Annotated in this window: 21 protein-coding genes; 4 read left to right on the top strand and 17 right to left on the bottom strand. The window is 36.6% G+C overall.

Features of this window, described 5'->3' with window-relative positions:
• Positions 1-185: 185 nt before the first annotated feature.
• From PSM_RS06325 to galU, 17 genes are all read right to left on the bottom strand, one after another.
• Positions 186-584, bottom strand: a complete 399-nt coding sequence (locus tag PSM_RS06325; protein ID WP_041695855.1) for a hypothetical protein — start codon at positions 582-584, stop codon at positions 186-188.
• 110 nt (positions 585-694) lie between these two features.
• On the bottom strand, positions 695-2,908 hold the full coding sequence (locus PSM_RS06320) for a choice-of-anchor A family protein (RefSeq protein ID WP_013464721.1): 2,214 nt from the start codon (positions 2,906-2,908) through the stop codon (positions 695-697).
• A 395-nt stretch (positions 2,909-3,303) separates the two neighbouring features.
• Positions 3,304-4,035 carry a WecB/TagA/CpsF family glycosyltransferase gene (locus PSM_RS06315; protein WP_013464720.1) on the bottom strand — a complete coding sequence of 244 codons (732 nt, stop codon included), beginning with the start codon at positions 4,033-4,035 and terminating at the stop codon, positions 3,304-3,306.
• 34 nt (positions 4,036-4,069) lie between these two features.
• The gene (locus tag PSM_RS18735) at positions 4,070-4,444 is read right to left on the bottom strand and encodes a hypothetical protein (protein WP_236613532.1); all 375 of its coding nucleotides are present in this window, start codon (positions 4,442-4,444) and stop codon (positions 4,070-4,072) included.
• A gap of 258 nt (positions 4,445-4,702) precedes the next feature.
• Entirely contained in the window at positions 4,703-5,239 is a 537-nt protein-coding gene (locus PSM_RS18730; protein ID WP_236613531.1) for a hypothetical protein, read from the bottom strand.
• A 2-nt stretch (positions 5,240-5,241) separates the two neighbouring features.
• Positions 5,242-6,324 carry a glycosyltransferase family 4 protein gene (locus PSM_RS06305; RefSeq protein WP_013464719.1) on the bottom strand — a complete coding sequence of 361 codons (1,083 nt, stop codon included), beginning with the start codon at positions 6,322-6,324 and terminating at the stop codon, positions 5,242-5,244.
• A 1-nt stretch (position 6,325) separates the two neighbouring features.
• The gene (locus PSM_RS06300; protein ID WP_013464718.1) at positions 6,326-7,663 is read right to left on the bottom strand and encodes a phenylacetate--CoA ligase family protein; all 1,338 of its coding nucleotides are present in this window, start codon (positions 7,661-7,663) and stop codon (positions 6,326-6,328) included.
• Complete coding sequence (locus PSM_RS06295; RefSeq protein ID WP_013464717.1) at positions 7,657-8,706, bottom strand: hypothetical protein; 1,050 nt, start codon at positions 8,704-8,706, stop codon at positions 7,657-7,659. The genes PSM_RS06300 and PSM_RS06295 overlap by 7 nt, the downstream gene beginning before the upstream one ends.
• Positions 8,699-9,295 carry a GNAT family N-acetyltransferase gene (locus tag PSM_RS06290; protein WP_013464716.1) on the bottom strand — a complete coding sequence of 199 codons (597 nt, stop codon included), beginning with the start codon at positions 9,293-9,295 and terminating at the stop codon, positions 8,699-8,701. The genes PSM_RS06295 and PSM_RS06290 overlap by 8 nt, the downstream gene beginning before the upstream one ends.
• On the bottom strand, positions 9,292-10,386 hold the full coding sequence (locus PSM_RS06285; protein WP_013464715.1) for a hypothetical protein: 1,095 nt from the start codon (positions 10,384-10,386) through the stop codon (positions 9,292-9,294). Before PSM_RS06285 ends, PSM_RS06290 begins: the two co-directional genes overlap by 4 nt.
• Before the next feature lie 80 nt (positions 10,387-10,466).
• Positions 10,467-11,690, bottom strand: a complete 1,224-nt coding sequence (locus tag PSM_RS06280; RefSeq protein WP_013464714.1) for a VpsF family polysaccharide biosynthesis protein — start codon at positions 11,688-11,690, stop codon at positions 10,467-10,469.
• Positions 11,687-13,099, bottom strand: a complete 1,413-nt coding sequence (locus PSM_RS06275) for a lipopolysaccharide biosynthesis protein (RefSeq protein WP_013464713.1) — start codon at positions 13,097-13,099, stop codon at positions 11,687-11,689. The genes PSM_RS06280 and PSM_RS06275 overlap by 4 nt, the downstream gene beginning before the upstream one ends.
• Positions 13,092-14,246, bottom strand: a complete 1,155-nt coding sequence (locus PSM_RS06270; protein WP_013464712.1) for a VpsD family glycosyltransferase — start codon at positions 14,244-14,246, stop codon at positions 13,092-13,094. Before PSM_RS06270 ends, PSM_RS06275 begins: the two co-directional genes overlap by 8 nt.
• The gene (locus tag PSM_RS06265; RefSeq protein ID WP_330217628.1) at positions 14,239-14,613 is read right to left on the bottom strand and encodes a serine O-acetyltransferase; all 375 of its coding nucleotides are present in this window, start codon (positions 14,611-14,613) and stop codon (positions 14,239-14,241) included. The genes PSM_RS06270 and PSM_RS06265 overlap by 8 nt, the downstream gene beginning before the upstream one ends.
• Positions 14,614-14,792: 179 nt before the next feature.
• Complete coding sequence (wecC, locus tag PSM_RS06260) at positions 14,793-16,043, bottom strand: UDP-N-acetyl-D-mannosamine dehydrogenase (RefSeq protein WP_013464710.1); 1,251 nt, start codon at positions 16,041-16,043, stop codon at positions 14,793-14,795.
• 33 nt (positions 16,044-16,076) lie between these two features.
• Positions 16,077-17,210 (bottom strand): non-hydrolyzing UDP-N-acetylglucosamine 2-epimerase, encoded by a 1,134-nt coding sequence (gene wecB / locus PSM_RS06255; RefSeq protein ID WP_013464709.1) that lies wholly within the window; start codon positions 17,208-17,210, stop codon positions 16,077-16,079.
• A 39-nt stretch (positions 17,211-17,249) separates the two neighbouring features.
• Positions 17,250-18,146, bottom strand: coding sequence for a UTP--glucose-1-phosphate uridylyltransferase GalU (galU, locus tag PSM_RS06250; RefSeq protein ID WP_013464708.1), 897 nt, complete (start codon positions 18,144-18,146; stop codon positions 17,250-17,252).
• A 258-nt stretch (positions 18,147-18,404) separates the two neighbouring features.
• Here galU and PSM_RS06245 point away from each other — a divergent pair, with 258 nt between their 5' ends.
• The 4 genes from PSM_RS06245 to PSM_RS06230 all read left to right on the top strand — a co-directional run bounded on the left by PSM_RS06245 (position 18,405) and on the right by PSM_RS06230 (position 23,047).
• On the top strand, positions 18,405-19,103 hold the full coding sequence (locus tag PSM_RS06245) for a transglutaminase-like cysteine peptidase (RefSeq protein WP_041695853.1): 699 nt from the start codon (positions 18,405-18,407) through the stop codon (positions 19,101-19,103).
• The gene (locus PSM_RS06240) at positions 19,087-21,093 is read left to right on the top strand and encodes a bifunctional diguanylate cyclase/phosphodiesterase (RefSeq protein ID WP_013464706.1); all 2,007 of its coding nucleotides are present in this window, start codon (positions 19,087-19,089) and stop codon (positions 21,091-21,093) included. The genes PSM_RS06245 and PSM_RS06240 overlap by 17 nt, the downstream gene beginning before the upstream one ends.
• 21 nt (positions 21,094-21,114) lie before the next feature.
• Positions 21,115-21,660, top strand: coding sequence for a hypothetical protein (locus tag PSM_RS06235; RefSeq protein WP_013464705.1), 546 nt, complete (start codon positions 21,115-21,117; stop codon positions 21,658-21,660).
• A gap of 64 nt (positions 21,661-21,724) precedes the next feature.
• Positions 21,725-23,047, top strand: a complete 1,323-nt coding sequence (locus PSM_RS06230; RefSeq protein WP_174961865.1) for an O-antigen ligase family protein — start codon at positions 21,725-21,727, stop codon at positions 23,045-23,047.
• The last annotated feature ends 276 nt before the right edge of the window (positions 23,048-23,323 follow it).

Genomic DNA, 23,323 nt, shown 5'->3' with positions numbered 1-23,323 from the left:
GCTTAATTCCTTATAGCTAATTCAGTGTGAGTAGCACCTCACAAAATCCACGGGGATAATATAGTATTAGCCAATTTTGTTCAATTACTGATTCCGACAAAAGTACTAAAATTCGTGTTTAAACCTTTTAGCTAACTCTTGCTTGTTATTAAGTATCAAAAAGAATACTCACATTTTATTTAAGTTTAATTAAATAACCCCTTAAACCAACCCCAAACCCCAAACGAATATCCATCAAAAATATCAATTCCCAATGCCGACTTAATCAAATATAAAACCAGCAAGGTAAATAAAATAGTAAACGTGACTACAAAACTTAAAATTATTGCTTGAGTAAACCTTGCTATTTTTTGCTCATTTAAGCTTAATTCACGCCTGTTTCGACCTGCTAAAAAAACATAGTAATAACGGTATTTAAAAAACTTAACTACGCCTCTGCAATCAACAGTATGGTTACCCCACTGCCTAGCGCCAATGGCTATTTTTAAATGCGCTAACTGTTCATCGGTAAAGGTAGATTGAATGTTTTTAGGCATTCGCTCTAATAAACTTCTAATAGCTGGATCTTGCTGTAAGTTCGACAAAAAAACCTCAAATTCAACGTGATTATTAATTGCCAATTATTTTAAACAACTATTTAATAATAAAAAGCCAATTAAAAATTAATTGGCTTTTTATTTGCTAAAAGTACTTTTTATTTAAGCGTACTAGAGCGGTAAGTATTATTATTTAACCAGCTTGGCAACTCTACCGTTGGTACAGTACCATCTTGGTTAATATTAGTTTGATGGTATGAGTGTTGGTTCCAAATGCGAGTTGCATTTTTCCAAGGTTTGCTGTTATCAGCAGCACCATACACAGTGACACCATTGTTAATGCTATATCTAGAATCAGTATTATTTGATACAACAACAAGCTCTGCATTATCGTCGCCCTCTAGGTCAACCACAATTGGGTATTCCCAAAGCGTTCCTGATGAGTTAGCAACTGTCGATAATACTTCACCATTAACACCATTTAACACTCTTACTTTGTAGTGATCTTGTACAATTACTTCATCAATACCATCACCATTAAAGTCATAGGCACTCAAACCTATCTTACCACTCCATTCATCGTCATTAGCTACTGACCATACTAAACCACCTTGATTATTGTACATATCAATTGATTTATATCCTGCATGTGCTATACCCATATCATCTTTACCTAAAAAGTTAGATATTGACTGTGCACCGCTACCGCCGTTTACTGAATTATCTAACTCCCATTTAACATTTCCATTAGCTTCAAGTGCGACTAGCTTGCTCTTGTTAGCTGTAGCTGATGTCGCTGGAATAGACAGAATAACTTCAGGCTGCTGGTCCCCATCAATATCTGCTATTGATGAAAACCAAATTTTGTCCTCACCAACATATCTCCAAAGTTCTGCTCCATACACATCATTAAGCTGACCACTAGATAAAACTTCTTGGACACCATCAGAATTAGAATCAAATATTACTGAAGAAGGAGCCCAATCGAAAGTATAAACTGACCCAGTATCATAGTTATAAACGGCATCACCTAACGAAAACTCTACAGAGCCATCATTATCTAAATCAGCAATCGAGACGTTACCAATCGTTGACCAATTAGAACCGACTTTTGATATCTGTTTTTTAATTACACCTTCATTATCAACGACAGAAATATAATCTTTAAGCCTACTCGAAACAACAATTTCAACCACCCCATCACCATCTAAGTCAGCAACAGCTGGTGAATACCGCGCATCTGCTGCAACGGTACCTGTTGAATAATTCCAAAGCTCAGTTCCATCAACACCATTTAAAGCCCTAACAATACCATTAGATAAATCTTTATCTTTGTAAGATATTATAACCACATCAGCAACGTCATTATTGTTAATAACTCCATCACCATTATCATCGTTTAATTGAGCAACAACTGGAGTAGAAATTACTTGGATGTGTTCAGGCATAAAATCACTTGAGTTCCACTGCCATTTTTGTTGCATTGAAAATGGAGCTATAGGCTCTGCAACTGTAGGCAAATCACCATTGAATTCGCCACCTAACAATGCCATAGAGCCTTTAAAACTTTGGCCAATAATTGGCATTTTAGCCGTGCCGTAAGCGCCTTTAATGTCAGCGTAAGGCGCTAATATTACACCCTGCCAGCGGTTACCTTTAATATCGAGCTTTTGAGCATTAGTAAAGTTAAATACTGTTTTACTTGCATGGTGGCGTAAACGCGCAAAACTCTTACCTTTAACAACTACGTTGTCATCACCTGTAATATTAAAAATTATAGTGGCATCAGCAGGTATACCCCATACTTTAAAAGTATGCGCTTTAGCAAAGTCACGAGCATCTAAATTAAATACTTGTCTATCAGAACTGCCATCACCTTGTAAATAAAGGCCTCCCCATTTACGGTAAACTGTACCTGTTTCATCTAGCTCACTTAATTGCGCACTTAAATCTTTGTAGTATTGTTCTTGTTCATCAAAGTTAAATGGCATTGCCGATTCATCTTGGTTAGAAAGGATTTTAGAGCCCCACTCCATCCCCCAACGAACACTCCAGTGAACATCAGTACCGCCGCCTGCGATCATGCTACCTACATATTGGCGACCATATTTAAAGTCGATGGTAGATTCACTAATTAGGTAATATTCTTCAGGGCTGTATGGGCGAGTGTAACCCACGCTGTAACCTTTAAGGTCTATTTCACCGGCGGCAATTGCGCCGTCAGCACGACCAAAGTTCGATTTAAAATCGTCAAAAACAAATGCTGAAAAATTATTGGCTACGCCTAAGTCTGCAGCCAGTGTTGTAGAGCTGGCTAAAGAAAGTGCGATCACTGCACTTATCTTTTTAAATTTAAGTAATGAGTTAGTCATTTTTTCCCTCGAAAATGAAAAGTGCATTATAGGCACCAAGTTTGAGTCATTTGTTTAATGAAAGTTAATTCATCAAGCGATTGGTGAACATTATATACACAAATAAAATCAAAAGGAACAAAAAACACTACGAAAGTACTAATTTTCAGTACCTAAAAGGACACAAAAACATAATATCAATGAGTTACAGTAATAAAAAATCAAAATTAATTTAAAAAAAACACAAAACACACCTTAAAGAATTGCAACTTGTTAATTTTTTGTGAAAGAACAGAGGTTACATAAGAGTATAAGAGTTACTCTGTTGTAACTCTTATATTATTATATTGTCAGCTTGAAATTTGATGCCTAAAAGTGATTTGCGAGGGAGGGGGGTTTTAGTCAATGTTAAAAAATTAGCTACTAAACTTATTCTTTATTAATAAGTATGCAAACTTTGAATTTGTAACTAAGTAGCGCTTCCACATTCTGCCTGGTTCTTGAATTACCCTATATAGCCACTCTAAACCGGCTTTTTGCATCCACTGTGGTGCTCGCTTTACTTTTCCTGCTACAACATCGAACGTACCGCCAACACCCATTACAAAGTCTACCCCAAGCTTGTCTTGCCATTTATTAATAAAATTTTCTTTTTTTGGGGAGGTAATCGCAACAAATAATAACTTAGCGCCCGATTCGCGTATTTTAGTGACAACGGCCTCTTCATCATCCCAAAAGTAGCCATCGTTATAACCTGCTATGTTTAAATTTGGGTTCTGCGCTTTAACTTTGCTTACTGTTTTGCTAACCACCTCTTCGGTGGCACCGAGCAAAAACACAGGGAAGTCTCGCTTGGCGCTCATTGCTAACAATTCATGAAATAAGTCAACCCCTGCTACACGCTCTGGTACTTCGTGCCCTAAAAAACGCGCACCAAAAACAACGCCCATACCATCAATATTAATTACCTCACACGCTTTAACCGACTCAGCTAAAACAGGGTCTTTTTGCATATTTACTATTTTGGCAACATTAACCACAACATGTTGTAAAAATTGCTTTTGCTCAATTCTGTTTTCAATAAAAGACACCGTCTCTTGCATGGTGGCAATATCCATAGGCGCTTTTAAAAATTCAATACGTTTCATTATTGTGTCCGTTTTAAAGTTGTTCGGTATCTGCTTACTGCGTTATGTCTACTTTTTGGCGATTAAAATAAGCAAACGAATAATATACCCACGCCTGAGTCCAACGTACGTAGTCAACCTTATTGGTAAAGTGCTTATTTTTTTGATAAATAAATCGCTGCTGTTTAGGCATATATAAGGTTTGTATTGCACGGTTTATTACTTTTTCAGCCATCGTAAAGTCATCTGGCGTTTTACCTACTTTTAATAGCGTAAACACAGCCTGCGACACGCTGTGCATATCGAGTGGGTAGCGATTATTATTGTAATATTTTGCGGTGCTATCTTGCTCAAACAAATGCGTTTTATAATAAGTAAGGCCTTTTGCAATTGCCGATTCAAACTCATCAATTTGCAACTCATCACTCAATAAGCGAAGTGCCTCTAGATTATAACCGGTATGAAAGCCATCAATAAACTGATGATGATGGCGAGCACCATATACCCATGAACCATCAAGTCCCTGTTCGCTTACCGACTGCCTTGCTGCATTTAAAGCAAGCTGTTTGTAATGTTGGTTGTTAGTAAGTACCGCAACTTTTGCAACCCATGCAGCGCCCCAAAGGCTAGCATTATGTACACTGAGTCACCCGGTATGTAACCAAAAAACTGCCTACCATCACATTCTTTATATAATGTTTTTTACAATAAAATGTGCACTATCAATTGCAGGATCTGAGTATTTTTTGTCTTTGGTGATTTCACTTAATGCATATAAAGCCTGAGCAACATAAATAGTAGTAATTACGTTTGGCTTACCTTTAGGTACAAAAAAAGCACGAGCATTCCAGTCAAAGTGATAACCCCAACAGCTATGCTGCCAAATAGATTTATCACTTTGCTGGGTCAATAACCAATCAGCTAGCTTTATCGCTTCATCTAAATAAGTTTGCTCATTAGTTGCTTTATAGTCTTCCAATAAACCTAAAATAAATAAACCAATACCCTTTGGGTTTCGCTTTTTGGGCACAGCACATAATGGTCGCAAGTTAATAGCTAAACGTTTATGCAGCTGAATCCAAGCAAGCCCTACAATGCCTTGTTTAAATCGAGGAATTAATTCAAATAGTTTACTATTGAGCCCATCAAATGGATCCTGACCAGCGTATTCATATTTTTGTGCTTGTTTGAGTATTGTATTTGCGCAATAAAAGCTGTCAGTCATAATCAAGCAGCCTCTGCTTTTCTAGTTAAGCTGTCGTATATAGACTGTAGCTGAGGAAGAATTGCTTGTTGGGAAAAATTGTTTTCAAACTTTATCTTTCCAGACTTAGCTAATTGAGCATTTAACTCTCTATCCTTTATTAGTTTAATTAATGCTTGTGCTAGGGCTTCAACATCACCTGCATTCACTAATAAACCATCTTTATCAGATTCAATTGCATCAGGGATACCTCCGGCATAAGTCGAAACGACGCAAATATTTGCAGACATAGCCTCAATAACCCCCATAGGGAAACCTTCGTTATAGCTAGGCAAACAATATATATCAGCAGATCGTAAAACAGATAATTTTTTATCTCCACTGATCCACCCTAAGAACATAACCGAGTCTGAAATATCAAGTTCAGAAGCTAACGCTGTGAATTTTTCGATATCACCATCACCAGCTAACTCTAATTTAGCATTTGGACATTTGGCTTTAACCTTATGGAAAGCTCTAATTAAATCCCCTGCTCCTTTTCTCTCACCAATACGACCAAGGAAAACGACTTTTCCTATTTGAGAATCACTACCATTATTTGCAATAGGAATGACAGAGTTGTACAAAACTTGAAAATGTTCAGTTGTTGGGAAGGTATCCGCCGCCCAGTCTAACCATTGCGTAGATAAGACAAGCACTTTATCTACCATCATGAACGTATTTCTAATATGCTGCTGTTTGTCATCTGAACATTCATTAGAATAAAAATCTCTAAACTCAGCACCATGCAAATGAAGTATTACTTTCACATTAAAAAACTTTAGTATTCTTACTATTAATGACTTACGACTATAACTTCCTCTTGATGCCATATGAACATGAGCAACTTCAATTTTATAAAGCAAAAGTAAAAAAATAATTTTAAAAATTGATAATAAGAAGAACAATTTCATCAAAAAATGACTAACGCCAGATTTGTTCACAGAAACTAACTTAATATTATTTTCGTCAACAAACCCCATTTCAAAATAACTGTTAATAACGGTTGAGATTCCTCCTTGACCTTCACGTTTTGGCCCAACCATTAAATTAATTCTTTTCTTCATTTTAATCCTTAATTTTACAAATAGCTTGTCGCATTTTACCATTTTTAGTCCGTTGAATGCTGTCCACAACTTCAACAGTTACAGCTATGCTCTGACCTAAACGCTCTTTAGTATTTTCAACTAGAATGTTGCGCTCATTTTCGTTAAAAACAGCTGTATCTACCATAACAAAGATATGAACAGCTCCTTTTTTTTGCTGATAAAACTGGCAAGCAATTAACCCTGCAACCCCTTTTGGGATATGATTTAATATGTGAATTTTCTGATTATCTTCTGCCACTAAATAGTCGCCAACTCGACCTTCAATTTTTTCTATAATAGGGAAAACTCTGCCACAAGGGCATGACTTTTCACTAGATAAATAAACGTAGTCACCTGTTTTATATCTTATCAAAGGGAAATAATGATTATTAAAATTAGTGCCAATAATTTCATGTCGCCCTGTCGCATCAACGGGCATTAGTTCTACATGGGAATAATCGGTTAGGAGGTGGTATCTTCCATGTTCACACTGGCCTATCGCAGCTACTCGCTCAAATAAACCATACCAGTCAAATACTTTACAGTTAAACCGAGTCTCAATTAAGTGACGATCTTCTTCAGATAAAGACTCAGAAGATGTGAGGATTGATTTTATTTTACTAGGGTAGTAACTATCAATAGACTCTAAGTACCTTGCTAATGCAACGATAGAAGATGGATATGCCTGTATAACTTCTACACCAAAATCGACCATAGCTTTAATATAATCAGGTATTGTAATAGCAGAAATATGAAAAGAAGATAACAAAATCATATCTTCAAAATATGAATAACGCCAAAATGGAGATTGTTTTTGAGCAAAGGGCACAACCATATCCCCACGAATCCATGCTCTTTTATCACCCTTTTTATAGCCAGCCCACTCTCGCTGTCTATCAAAAAAAGCCTGCTCTCTATTCACTGCAATGAGGTCTTGATAAATATTAAGAGGGCTCCCTGTTGTACCGCTTGTTGCACCACTGATCACTACTTTAGGCTTAACATCTGAAATAAAAGCGCTTGGATTATTGCGAACCACGCTCTTATCTATAACAGGAAAGCCATTAATAGATTTATCTGTTAATGCTTGTTCCTTATAAAAACCAACATTCTTTAGAGCATTATCAATACACGATTCGAGCATTGCGTCGGAATAAGATTGTAGATTATCCGCCGAACGCTCATTTCTATGAATATTACGAAGAGTCTCTTCTGAAAAATTATTTCTTTTTAGTTTAACTCGAATAAATCCACGTATTGTTAAAATACTGTTTTGGATAAATATTGGTGCTAGTTTATATATTTTGCTGTTTAACATTCCACTAAGTCCATTTTTTCAGTGTATTCATTAAGCGTCATAAAACTATTGAATTGCGAAAGTACTTTTGAAAATGGGCTAAATAAGCTCAAATCCTTAGGGTGTGCAATTAGCACTAGCGGGTAGTTAGGGTCTTGTATACGTCTTTGTTTAATTGCAACTTTAAAACGAGTAATTTCCATAGAACTAGATAAACACATATCAAAATTACTATTTTTAAGCATTTCAATATTTTGAGCGCTTTTATCTTCTCTATTATGAGAATATGGTACGTTTTTATATTGGCGATTTTTAATGGTAGAAAATACTCTAGCCAAGCTAAATCGTTGTAGTTTATTAACACTGATTGTCAATAATGGTAGCTCAAGCAATCTTCTAACGGATTTTTTATCACTTGGTACAATTATTGAGTCATCACAATGCCAATAAGGAAGGTTACTAGGCGCCATTGTAAAATCATAATTAGAGAGGCTGTTAGAAAAAAAACCAGGGCAAACTGAAGAGTCGCAGTAAATATTATTATCTAACAGTGCATTGACACTTTCATATGAATTACCTACGTTATAACCGCCCGCACGAAAAGCAGTACAATTATAATTTGGGTCTACGTCTCTAACACGCTTTTCAAGCATTTCTTTACCTAAAGCTAGAAGTTCATATTTCCCGGGTGACCCCTTAGTTGAACGCTCGGGAAGATCAGAAAAGCTCCACCATTGATGGTTTAATTTCCACTGCCCGTTAATATACTCGGCATTGTACCATTGCGGATGTAAGTGAAGCTGAATATCATGGCCTTGCTTTATTAGCTCAGCAATTTGATTTTCTATTGCAACTGCCCCCAGATATTCATTACTCTCTTCTGGATATAACTCTTTTAAGCCTATCAGCTTTTCAACTTCTAGTATTTCAATAAAAAAAGTAGCCTTGGTGCCAAGTTTATCAAACGCTTTCAACATTTTATAAGTAGGGTCGATTAAATGTTTAAAAACACATCCCTTACCACTTCCAAATAACTCATAGTCAATTGTTATAATATTAGTCATTAGTTTCCCTTGAAAGCTCATACCTTTTGCCAAGTATCATTAAAGTTTTAACTTCTGATACCTGTTTAAACCCAGTTTTAGTGAAAGAGGCTATTGATGATAGATTTTGAGCATTTATAGAAGTTACAATTTTAGATACTCCCTTTGCTTTACATTTCTCAATTGCAAAAAATATCATTGCTTTATTTATACCTTTACCTCTGTGCTTTTTATCAACAAAAACAGGGCCAATCCATGCAGAGTTATTAGCACTAAGTAAAACCTCTCCGAATCCAGCGATTTCCTTTTTACCAAAGGATAAAAAAGTGAAACCTGCCACTTCATCATTTACCTTTGCAACGAAGCATTCACCCCCACCTTCAAAGCTATTTGCAACATCCGCTTTTGATAAGTGCAAAATCCCTATTGGTTTATCTATATCTTTTAAATCCACTGTTTTCAGTTTTTCAAATTCAAGTTCTGAGATGTTTAATTCAAAGCCTAATGTACTTGTTTTTCTATAAAAAAAACCTGTGACTTTTTTCAAGAACATTATAAAAACATTGTAGAAGCCGTCAGTCTTACATCGTTTTAAAATCTTAATAATCATTTTTTTACCTGCATAAAAAATGGTTTTAAATCTTTTAAATCGAATATATCAGTACTATTTGATCTAAGAATTGATAAGTTATCTTTAAAGTACTTTTTAAATGATTTAGTTTTGGTAAATAAGATCATACAAGATTGAATATCTCTCAAAAACGATGACCATTTTATGGTTGTGTTTAAACGCTCTCCCTCTTCCGCCTTTCCATAGAGCAACTTAGAAGGGGTAGTATATTTGCTACCTATCGCACTCATTAAGCCGCATGGCCTTGAGTTTGCTTCAATTAAAAAATATGTCCCTGTTTGATCGCATTCTTTAAACTCTACTTCGATTAAACCGACATAATTAGAACTTTTTAAGAGTTCAACTATCGGTCTGTATATAAAATCCATAAAAGCAGTGGGAGCTTCAAACTCTTCTACATAAGAACCAAAACCGTTTTTAGATATTCGGCACTTTCTAGTCAAAAGGTATGCTACATGCTCACTTGAAATTGAAAGTTGTAGCGATATGTTAGAATCCTCTGCTCCACTTATATAATCTTGAAAGATTAGATATTGGAGTGTGTTTTTGCTCACACTTGTATAAAAGTGCTGAAAATCACTAAAGCAATTAAAAACTTTTGTTTTAAAGTTAGCGTCACTAGTACTATGTAATACGTCCTGATTCCATTTAACCAAAATTGGATTTGGTAATTCACCATTTTCATATAAGGTAGTCGGTTCGTAGCTTCTTGGATATTTAATGCCTATTTCTTTAAAAAAATTGTAAGTTGAATCTTTATGGGCAAAGAGTTTTATTAGCTCGAATGGTTTAGGATATATGTCATACAGTGAACTTAATTCTTTTCCATAGTCAACAATAGCCTGCAACTCTTTACCGCCACAGATGTGCATTTCATTGAAATCACGATTCAGCAATTTTAGTTTTTTTATAAATTCTTGAGGGTCTTTAACACATAACTTTTCACCATACTTAGAATGAAATGCAATTTTCTCATCTAAAGAAACCAACAATACTTTTTCACCTTGCCTTGCTAATAGCCGAAGAACATAAAGAGCTTGGGGCCCAGAACCTAAAATTATTGCACTCACTAATGACCTCTTACTTATTCTTAAAAAATTATTAAATCACTTATCAAAAAAACTTTAATAGCGAATTTGTAATATATAAATCACTTAACCCCAACCTTTTCATCATCAGTCGCTTTAGTGGAATAAACCAAATATAAACAAGAAATAAAAAATAGAAGTACGGGGGTTTTTGTTGCTAGTGCGTTATTGGTAACCGAAGCCCCTAATAAAACAAACAATGCTACTTTTAATTGTGTTGGACCATTGAGAGCCAATTTCCCAGCAGTGCTAAAACAAGCAATTAAAAGTAAAACCGTTGAAATTAATCCAAAACTCACAATCCAGCCAACAATATAATTTTCTATCGTATTGATACCAATATAAAATTTAATATTCTGCATGATCGAGGCTGGTGCGCCAAGAAGCCACTCACTAAAACTCAATTGTTCCAAAATAATAAACACATCAAATCTAGCCTGAGCACTAGAGTCAACATGTAATTTATTTAAGATACGCGCTCCAATTGGAGTCAAAGTTATTGTTAATACAGTGAAAATAGATGCAAAAAAAGCGAGCGCTTGTATTACTGCAAAGCGCATTTTAGATACTCTAAAACCGTTAGACACAAATGATGGAATTTTAGGCATTACAAGCAAGAACATACCTAGCAGAAATACCCCAGTAGCTCCCCTTCCACCAAAAGCAAATAGTGCTAACGTAACTACAGTAAAATAGATTAAATAAGGAATTCGCGTATAGCTCATTAGTAAAGGTGCCAATGCAGCAGTAATCAACGCGTTATTGAGTGGATGAGTCAGTAAAGCAACAGATCTGAAATAACTAAAACTAGAGAACTGAACAGATATCAGTGAACTACCAAGCATAAACTCTAAAATAGCTATAACTGAATTTATGAATAATAAGTATGCAAGCAACGTTAATAGTTTATTTTTATGAGTGGTACTCAACTGACTCAATAAATATAGAGCTAAAAGCGGGGCTACCATAGTATCGACCAAGTAAGCCATCCCCGACGTACCAAATCTAATTAAGCCGTAAAATATAACAAGTACAATACACAAAAAACTTATTAGCCAAGATGCTCTAAGCTCTCTTAGGCTGGTTAAAGGCACATTAATACCTCTTCTAAGCGTAAAAATAGCAACGGTCAGCATTAATATATACGTCGAAATATGTATTTTAACTAACGGATTTCCGCCTTCTGATACGTATTTTATACCTACGTTTTCTAGCAAATAGCCGCCAAAAATAAAGGCTGTCAAAAAAGTGAACATCATTACTTTATATATATTTTCACTTTTCATTTATTTATTACCCATGCTTTACATTTTTTATAATTCAGTAAGGCAAGCACACATGAGAAAATGCTCACGCCAATAACTACATCAATAATAATATTGACTATGGGTATGTTAATTACCACAAAGTTATAAACACGTAATTCTGGAAGGAATATAGCCATACACACAGTTGAAAGTAGAATTTTGTATACCTGCAACGGTACAGCGTATTTATACCCTTTTTTTAGTGATAACCATAGGCTCATAATCAATGCGATAATATTAGCAATTAAAAAAGCACTCGCTGCACCTATCAAACCAAAAGGAGGAATCAAAGTAACTAGTAATGATAGGTTTAATACTAATGAGAAAACACTGATTTTTGGCAGGTATTTAGTGTTTAAAGAGAACTGTAAACCATGGTCTATATAATGCGCCTTCAAATTTAAAACAAACACTCCCGCACATAAAATATAAATAACAGTAGAACCTTGTGATAAATATTCTTCACTAAGTAATAGGTGCGTTATAGGCTCGGCTAAAATACAAAACCCAACTAAAGCAGGAGCTGAAATTAAACATAATAAAGTTAAATATTCACCATGGGCTTTGTACAAAGCGGCTTTATCGTTAATTTTTTTTGTTAATTCAGGATAACTTGGTAAGGCTACTACCATAAAAATAAGTGCGCCAATTCCTAATAAAATATTTGATATAGCAGCATAAATACCTGTTTGTGCTAAATCTAATGAGTCGGCAATAAAGTAGCGGTCTAACCGACTTGATATTGCTGCAACTAAGCCACTGGCCATAAGTGGTAAGCCATAAGAGAAAATAGCCTGAGCATCTGCAGTCTTAAGTTTATTAATACTGATTTTAAGCGGTTTAAAAACAACTAAACCTGCAGCTATGTAGCTCAAAGCAAGGGCTGATAACGCAGAAAGTATATTAGGAGAATAAACTAGCAAGCTGCCTGTAATTACTATAGCCATAATAGATTGAGTAAGTACGGCAATTCTATATTGGTTTAAACGCTCCATTATACGGGCTAATTCAAGATAGAACTGATAGAGAGCTTTAGTTAAAAAAACTAAAAAGGTAGCTAAAAACGTATATAAGGTTAATAAATCTGTTAAATATAACCCCAAGCTAACCAATGCCAGAGCAGGTACTGTGCAACATAAAATAATCGAGCTAGCAACTGCTGCAAAATGTTCATACTCTTCTGTTTTTTTACTAGGGAGTAAGCGCAACATGCTAGCGTTAACCCACTGGGCAGCTACCGCTCTTACAATTTCAACTGTTAGTAGCATTAATGCCAACATACCATATTCAGTAGTAGTTAATAACTTGGTATGAATACTAATTAATACGAAAACACTAATTGCAGCAAAAATTTGCACTGGAGCATATTTAAGTAACGAGCTAATCATTATTTTTTTCACTACACTTTTTATATAAATCAATATATTGCGCGAAAACAGATGCAATATTAAATTTTACTTCAAGCTCGCTTTTAGACTCATTAACATTATGATTAGCAATTAAATTTTTGATATGGTTAGGGGTTATCGTGTCAGAAAAATATAAAACGCCCATTTTCTCAAAGAAAGTTTTCTCATCTTCAAGTATCCCAACTTCAGTTGTTAATAGAGGCAATCCAACTGCTAACATTTCTAGAGGTACTAAGCCGAAGGTCTCTTCACTAGAAGTAAATACACCTAAGTCAGCATTAAGATACTGTTTAACAATTTGGGTTTTATTTAGTTTACCTAAAAAGGCTACATTGTTTTCTAACCCTAAGGAAGATACCTGTTTTTTTAGCTGCTCTGTATATACTTTATCGGCAGCTGGCCCTATTATAGCTAAGGTAGAATCAATGCCATTACTCACTAACTCCGCCAATAAATCAATAGAGTCTTCAACCTTCTTTCTTGGTGTTAGTAACGCACACGTAACAAGTTTAATTTCACTTCGCTCATGTTTAACATAACTAGTATCAAAATATACGTGATCTATTGGATTGTGGACAAGCTGCGATTTTACGCCATCATTAGACAATGCTGTTTGTAATTGTTTTCCTACAACCACCACTTTATCACTTCGCCTTGTTGTAATTAAGGGAATTATCTTTTCATATAGGAAATTATTAAGTACTCCAACGTTACGTCGTGCTATTTTTTTATAGCTATGAACTGTAACGAGTGACTTACCTTTAAAACCACTGCCTATTAATAAACTCCAAAAGTGGGTATGTACTAAATCAGGGTTTAAAGTTTTTAACAACTTACGAACATGCCAATTTTGCCAAATAATGCCAGGGATTTTAAATTTTAATTGCTTGCTTGATGCAGGCAGCCAAATAAAATCAACATTACCTGATAGACGAATAACATCACCAGTGAAAGGAGTTTTACTTTGCGGGTCGAGACCGATAATGGTAAACCTATGGTTAGCGTCATCTTGGTTAACCATATATTCTGCAAGCATCTGGCATACACTATCTACGCCGCCACAATTGTTACTGCCCCAGTCGTAAGTTGAAAGAGGCATAATTAAAGCGATATGTTTTTTAGGCATTATATTTATTCATAATGTATCGGCCAGGATTATTTTGGTTGACTACTCGAGAAGGATTACCAACAGCCGTTGAATTTTCAGGTATATCCTTAATAACCACAGAGCCAGCACCAATAGTGACGTTATTTCCTATGACAACATTTTCGACTATGCAAACCATAGGACCTATATACACGTTATCTGCAATAGAGGCAGCTTTCCCATGGTTACTTCCAATGTTTACAAATTGGCTAATATTGCAGTTAGCTCCAATTTCTACTGTTGGACTTAAAACTATTCCAGTAGCATGACCTAAATTGAGCCCAGGGCCAATTTTTGCTTCTTTAGTTATTTGTATTTGATACCTAATAGATAAGGTTAAATGCATAAGCCTTGCTAATGTCCTAATCAATAGGTTATTCGACTGAGTTAGCCTCCACCAAAAAGTGTACTTAAAAGAACGGTTATTATTGATTAAGTTTTTTATTAATAATTTATGGGAGTACCTTGCGGTACTCCGATACAAATCACATTTTATAAGCTCAAAAGGAGTCATAAATGTTAGCCTTACAAAATACCGCGAGTATCAATAACAACTTTTGATGCAAACTCTGTTTTATCTGCAGCTTTAAATTGTTTATGATCAACCAATACTACAACGACATTTGCTTGCTCTAGTGCGCTTTCTAACGACACTAAGCTGACATTTTTATCTGCTAGGTTAGCTGGTAGCTCTGAAATGTTTGGCTCTACCGCAAGTATTTCACCAATATTTTTTGCTGCTAATTCTTCAACAATATTTAATGCCGGGCTCTCACGAAGATCGTCAATATCGGCTTTAAATGAAAGGCCTAAACACGCAATAACTGGACGTTTAAATTCATCAGCGGCTTTTGCTACTTTTTCAATTACGTAGAATGGTTTTGCGTCGTTAGTTAAGCGTGCTTGTTTAATTATGTTTGCTTCATCTGGGCAACTTGCAACAATAAACCAAGGATCAACCGCAATACAGTGGCCGCCAACACCTGGGCCTGGGTTTAAAATATTTACACGCGGGTGACGATTAGCAAGCTTAATAAGCTCCCACACATTAATTTTTAATTTGTCACAAATTACCGATAATTCATTAGCAAAGGCAATGTTTACATCGCGAAATGAGTTTTCGGTTAACTTAGCCATTTCAGCTGTACGGGCATTGGTAATAATACACTCGCCGCGCACGAAAGTTTCGTATAACTTAACGGCTTTTTCGCTACATGCTTTACTCATACCGCCTATTACACGGTCGTTTGACACTAGCTCTTGTAATACATAACCAGGTAATACACGCTCAGGGCAATGAGCAACATTAATGTCGGCGGCATCGCCTTTATCTTGTGGGAACGTTAAATCAGGGCGCGCTTCACTTAACCAAGCGGCTAGTTGCTCTGTTGCACCTACAGGTGAGGTGCTTTCTAAAATAACTAAGTTACCTTTTTCAAGCACTGGGGCAATCATTTTTGCAGCCGATTTAATATAGCTTAAGTCTGCACTGTGGTTACCACTTTCGCTATGAATAAATGGTGTAGGTACAGCTACCATAAACGCATCGGCTTTTTCTGGCGTTGTAGTCGCTCTTAAATTGCCGGTAGACACTACGCCGCGCACTATTATGTCGAGATCGGGCTCTACTATGTGTATTTCACCGGCATTAATGGTATTAACTGCTTTTTCGCTTACGTCTAAACCAATTACTTTCATACCACGCGATGCAATAACCGCTGCAGTTGGTAAACCTATGTAGCCTAAACCAACAACTGAAACTGTTTTAATTGTCATTACTAAATCCTTGAAAAAGTTTTAAACTTTATTTTAATCTTTAAAGTGTTGCTTAATTTTAGCCACAATGCGGTCACACGCTTTACCATCACCATAAGGGTTATGTGCACGGCTCATTGATTGATATTCTTGAGCGTTAGTGAGTAAGTTATTTACTTCACTCACAATGCGAGCTTTATCTGTACCTACTAACTTAACTGTACCTGCTTCTACCGCTTCTGGGCGTTCTGTGGTGTCACGCATAACAAGTACAGGTTTACCTAGGCTTGGCGCTTCTTCTTGAACACCACCTGAGTCGGTTACGATTATGTGAGCTTGATTCATTAAGTACACAAAGGGTAGGTAGTCTTGCGGCTCGATTAAATGCACATTATCAACATTTTTTAATATGCGATTTACTGGTTCGCGTACATTAGGATTTAAATGCATTGGGTATAAAATTTGTGTATCTGGGTGGGCAGTTGCAATTTCTACCAATGCCTCACAAATTCGCTCAAAACCGCCACCAAAGCTCTCACGGCGGTGCCCTGTAACTAAAATAAGCTTTTTAGTTTCATCGAGTTCTGGAAATTTAGCTTTTAGAGTTGAAATTAAAGCGGTGTCGGTTTTTACTTTATCAACCACTTGTAATAATGCATCAATTACCGTGTTACCAGTAATTACGATATCGTCAGCACTTACTGCTTCATTGAGTAAGTTTTGCTGCGATGTTTGCGTTGGTGCAAAATGCAGCTTTGTAATAGCACCAGTAAGCTTGCGGTTACCCTCTTCTGGCCATGGTGAACTTAAGTTACCTGTGCGTAAACCCGCTTCTACGTGCCCTACTGGAATTTGCTGATAAAACGCCGCTAAACTTGCAGATAAAGTCGTACTTGTATCGCCATGAACAAGCACTAAATCTGGTTTAAACTCTTCAAGAATAGGTTTTAGACCTAACAAAATATTTGTTGTTACATCGTATAAGCTTTGACCCGGTTTCATAATGTTCAAATCGTACTCTGGTACAATTTCAAAAAGGTCTAAAACTTGGTCAAGCATTTCACGATGCTGAGCAGTAACACATACTTTTGCATCAATACCGTCTGCTTCATTTAGCGCTTTAACTAGCGGCGCCATTTTTATTGCTTCAGGTCGCGTACCAAAAATACTTAATACTTTAATAGCCATGATTTCCCTTAATTTTTTACTAACCGATTTTGCATAACTTTATGCATTTGCCATTAATTGCTTAACGCGCTTGGTAAATTCTTCACCCATTATGTTTGATTGCATTGCATACTCTACGTTTGCGAGCATATAGCCTAGTTTTGAGCCGCAGTCGTGTGACCTACCCTTTAGATGATACGCTTCAATTGTTTCAAGATGACGTAACTGTAGTAATGCATCTGTTAATTGTATTTCGCCGCCAGCACCGGGAGGGGTATATTCGAGTAAGTCCCAAATAGCAGGCGAAACAACATAACGCCCTGTTATGGCTAAATTACTGGGTGCTTCGTCATTGTTTGGCTTTTCAACCATGTTGGTAATGGCTGCATTTTCACCAGGATGGATTTTTTTACCTGCTAAATCAACCACACCATAGTTGTGCACTTCGTCCTGTGGGACGGGCTCAACCATAATTTGATTATGCTGGGTGCGCTCAAATCGGTCGATCATTTGCGCTAGGTTATCAACCTTAAGATTTGACTTATATTGATCGATAATTACATCGGGCAATAAAATAGCAAAAGGGTTATTGCCAATGATTGGGCGAGTTTCAAGTATTGCGTGGCCTAAGCCTAACGGCGCCGATTGACGAACCGATATAATGCTTACATCTCGCGGGATTATTGAACGAACTTCTTCTAGCAGACTACGTTTTACGCGCGCTTCTAGAGTGGCTTCTAGCTCAAAGCTAGTATCAAAATGATTTTCTATTGCGTTTTTAGAAGCATGAGTAACCAGTACAATTTCTTTAATACCGGCTTTTACTGCTTCGTTTACAACGTATTGAATGAGAGGTTTATCGACTAACGGAAGCATTTCCTTTGGCGTTGCTTTTGTAGCTGGCAACATGCGTGTACCCAAACCTGCAACAGGCAAGACTGCTTTTAATACTTTCACTTCAATTCCTTTTATAGTTACTTTTCGTTATAGCGTAGCTGTTTATAAATGTCGCTGCGAATAGCGAGTTTTAAGCACTACTAACCATATGGGCGGCTATTATACACAACACATATAATCGCTCAATATAAAAAGCAGCCTTTTTGGTTGTTTTAGGTTAATTTTTTGTTAACTGGTTATTTTTGCTTTTTTTGTAATCTATCAATTTACTTTCAATGGGAATATAATAGTGCTGTTAACTTTTAAGGGATGGGATTTGTGCGCGTAGGAATTTGCATAATTATATTAGTGTCTTTTTTTGCTTGTGCACAAGACATGCTTTTACATTTGCGTAATAGCGATATAATTACCCGTGCCAAACAGTTTTACGGCGATGCAGGCCACCAACGAATAAAAACATGGCTGAGTTTTATAGATGACTCTGCCGACAAAAGCGAATGGCAAAAAATTCATTTAGTTAATGATTTTTTTAATAAGCATATAAAGTACAAAACCGATGACGAACTTTGGCAAAAAAAAGATTACTGGGCCACCCCACTAGAAAGCTTAGGTGTGGGCATGGGTGACTGTGAAGATTATGTTATTGCTAAATATTTTACTTTAATCGCTTTAGGTATCCCAGAAGATAAAATACGCTTTATGTATGTACGCCAGCGTACGGTTAATCAACCTCACATGGTGCTTATATACTTTGAACAACCTAACCAAATACCGCTGGTGCTCGACAATTTTAATACAAAATTAGTGCCTGCTAGTAATCGGGGTGATCTAAAACCTATCTATAGCTTTAATGGCCAAGGTTTATGGTTAGCCAAATCGAAAGGGTTAGGTAATAAGGTTAAAAATAGTCGTGGCGTTTCTGCTTGGAACACCATGCTTGAACGAATTGAACAAGGCGAGCTTGCGCCTGCCAACGGTAACAATAAAGGAACTAGTAGTTATGTCTCGACTCTTTAAACATGGATTGAGTTTAAAAACCCAAGTATATGGCTTGATCATATTAATTTCGGTTATTTCATTTTGCGTACGTGTTATCACCGATGTGGATACAACCCGTAATTATTTACAAACGCAAATGGCCAGCCATGCGCAAGACACGGCTACCAGTTTAGGGCTTTCGATATCACCTTATTTAGAAGACGACAGCCTAATGATTGCACAAACGATGGCAACCGCTATTTTTGACTCTGGTTATTACAGCCAAATTAAATTTACCGACGTGCAAAACAACATCGTTTTTGAATTACAAAACCCTAAGCGCGTTGAATCAGTTCCTGTTTGGTTTATAGGTGCTGTTGAGCTAAGTGCACCAACTATGCATTCTGAAATAAACAATGGTTGGATGATGGCAGGCACACTTGATGTAACCAGCCATACTGGGCAATCTTACCTTACCTTATGGCAACACACACTCCGCAGCTTATATAGCTCATTTTTGCTATTAGCAGCATCGCTGGCTATTGCATTTTTAATTTTACGCGCAGTATTTAAGCCGTTAAAAGCAGTAGAAGACCAAGCCACTTTAGTGACTCGAAAACGCTTTACCTTAAATAAAGAAATACCAGTAGCACGGGAGCTTCGCACAGTAACCCAAGCCATAAATAACATGGTTATAAACTTACAAAGTACGTTTGATTCGCTGACCAAACAAACACAAGCGCTTACTGAAGAAGTATACATAGATTCGTTAACGGGGTTGGGTAACCGTAAGTCGTTTGAAAACCACTTTAATTCTGTTGTAAATAATATTACTGACGATGCGCCAATTACTGCGTTGATGCTTACCCTGCCCTCGTTAAATAATATTAACCAAGTGGTAAGCTACCAAGATGGTGATCAGCATGTACTTGATGCAGCAAAAATACTTAAACAGCTTGCTGATGAGTTACCAAATTCAACTATATTTAGGCTTAATGGGGGTACGTTTGTATTACTGGCCCCATATGACGTTTTATTTTTAAATAAAGCCCGCCTAGACCTCATTGATAATTTAAGTCAAAAAGAAAACAGCTTACATATAAACGGTTACGCTAATTTAGCCATTGTTGGCGTTGAGCAAGGAGCGAGTTTAGGTGAAGTGTTATCGCTACTTGATACTGGTTGCACTATAGGTGAAGACACTACGTTTGATAAAAACGATAAAGAGTCATTATTTAGTGTTAACCAATGGCGTACCTTAATTAAGTCGATTATAAATGCTGGCGAAGTGAGTTTTTCGGTGCAACCTGTTAAACAAGCTAATAAAACTGATTCTCAGTGTTACTTTGAGGTATTTGCACACTTTATTCATGAAGGTGAAAAGGTAAATAATGGTCACTTATTTGCGATGGCTGAAAAATTAAATTTAACCGAAGAACTCGATAAAAAAATTATACGTAGCTTTGTAGATGTAAAAGAGCACTACCCTAATGATGTGTTTGCGTTGAATATTAGTAAAGCATCCTTGTATTCAGCCGACTTTATACAATGGCTTACCCTTTACTCGCACACTAAACCGGTAATTAAAACAAACTTAGTGTTTGAACTACATGAAATTGGTTTGCTTTATAACGTGCATGTTGCGTCTTTACATATAGATGCAATTAAAGAGCTGGGTATTAATGTGTGTATTGAACACTTTGGTACTAGCTTAACGTCGTTTAGGTATTTACAAGGTCTTGATATTGAGTACGTTAAAATTGATGGTAGTTACATTCAAGATTTGGTAACTAACCCGCAAAGTCAATTTTATATTCAAACAGTTAATAATATTTGTCATGGCTTTGGTATTAAAGTTTTAGCCTGTTTAATTGAAAAAACCGAGACTTTAGAAATACTTGAATACCTAGGATGTGATGGGGTACAAGGTAATTTAATATTACCACCATCAAAAATTATTAAATCTAATGAAAATGGCGTAAATAAAGAGTTTACTTTTTGCACCGATGCGCTAAAATTTTGCAATTAGTACTCAACCAAGGGACGAGAAATGAAAAAATTAATTTTAGCTGGCTTAGTAGCTAGTGCCTCTGCTCTAACTGCTTTGCCAACCTATGCACAAACGGATAATAATGCTGTGGTTCAAGAAGTGAGCATAAATAGCATTATTGATATTCTTAATAACGTAACAGCAGATACTACGCCAGAGCAATTACGCGAAGATTTAGTAGAAGCGATTAAACGTATTTGTAAAAATAAAGAAAAAATCAAGCTAGACGAAAAACTGCTTAATGGCGCTTGTGGCGCTGCTGATATAGATGCAATGGTTGCTGCTGTTGTGGCACGTTTTGGTGCAGACAATCCATTAATTTCTGACTTTTTAGCTGCTCTTTCGGATGCTGGTTTAGATACTGATGCAATTACCCTAGCAGCAATTACCGCAGGTGTTGATGCAACAACCGCTTCTGAAGCAACTGCTGCAGGTCCTGGGGCAGGTCAGCCTGCTCCGCCAGTAGGCAGCTTACCAACATTACCAACACCTCCAGGTTCTGGTGGTACAGGCGGTGATAACGGTATATCTGAAGTCGGTAACTAGTTTTTACTATTAGTATATTTAAACGCAGCCAATTGGCTGCGTTTTTACTTTGTTTGAGTTTATTTTGAATCGTTTTATATTTTTTCTTATTTGCCTGATCTTATTTTTGCTTCCCCTTCCTTTAGGTAGTTACAGGCCTTGGGCGATTTTAGCTATTGGTATTTTAACTAGCTTTACCTTTATTACTCACTTGGCAAACAGTGTTTTAAATAACCACCAAGCACTTTTCCCTCCTCGATATACTTGGCCATTATTTACTGCCTTAGGCATTGTTGCTTTGGTGTGCGGGGTCCAGTTATTTGGCGTAAGTGTTGATGCTTTTCAAACCAAACAAATGTTATTAAAAACCAGTTTTTTAATAATGTTGAGCTGGTTAATATTTAATTACTGTAATAATGTAAATCGTATTAAAAAATTAATTTACGCCGTCATTTGCGCCGGTGTTTTTCAGGCTTTGTATGCTAGTTACTTAAACTTATCGCCCGATATTGTTAGCCCTTTATTTGGCTACAAACACACCGACAGAGCAATTGGTACTTTTACCTATTCTAACTTTTTAGCTAACTATTTAGCGCTGTGCTTATGCTTAGGCATTGGTGTTTTAATTAGCGAACTAAAACGCACTAACAACGGCTACAAGCCTACTTTAAAACAAACCTTACGTGCTTGGGCTGAGATTATATTAAGCTCTAAAATAATTTTGCGTATATCGCTAATTATTATAATTGTGGCGCTTATTTTAACCCGTAGTCGCATGGGTAATTCGGCTTTTTTTATCGCCTTAATTATAGTGAGCTTACTGGCGCTGTTTATTTATAAGCAAAAGCCTAAAGCATTTAAATTGCTGATTGTGAGCTTTTTCATTATCGATTTAATCATCATTGGTGCCATTTTCGATGTAGAAAAGGTAAAACAACGTATTAGCGAAACCAGTTTACAATCGGAAACTCGCGATGAAGTTGTACGCGACTCAATCCCACTAATTTTAGATAACCCGTTATTAGGCTCGGGCGGCGGTACTTTTTACACTGCGTTTCCTGCATATCAGTCTGAGCCCTACTCTGGTTATTACGACAATGCGCACAACGATTTTGTGCAATTTGCAGTTGAGCTGGGTATTCCTACTACGGCGCTATTGGGCCTGTTAGTGGTTTATTGTTTATGGTTATGTATTAATACTATGCGAACGCGCAAAACGGCGCTTTATCAGGGGGTGGCGTTTGGTTGCGCTACAGCTATTGTAGCAATGATGCTACATTCGTCGGTTGATTATTCGCTTCAGGCGGGGGCTAATTCGATGTTGTTTATAGTAGTGTTATGTTTAGCTTTATTAACCAACAAGTTACCGGCACCAAAACGGATTAAAAAACGGCGCAGCGAAAGTTAACGGGCTGCGGGAAGCGGGAAGCGGGTTACGAGCCTAATCCCGAAACCCGTAGTTCGCAACCCGCCGTGAGCAAGCTCTAACACCTAACACTTCATCCAGTTATATCATTACAATAAGATCTTAAGAAAATTATGCACAAAGAGGGCTATGAGACGCTGCGCTTTTAGAGGTTAAAGTCGAAAGTTACCTGGCTGCGGGGAGCGAGTCACGAGCTGTATCCTAACATCTTTTTGGCCTTCTCATTTGTTCCTCATTCACTTCTCTTAGTTCAATAAG

Source organism: Pseudoalteromonas sp. SM9913 (assembly GCF_000184065.1).
Taxonomy (GTDB): Bacteria; Pseudomonadota; Gammaproteobacteria; order Enterobacterales; family Alteromonadaceae; genus Pseudoalteromonas; species Pseudoalteromonas tetraodonis.
This window is presented reverse-complemented; position numbering and strand designations above follow the sequence as displayed.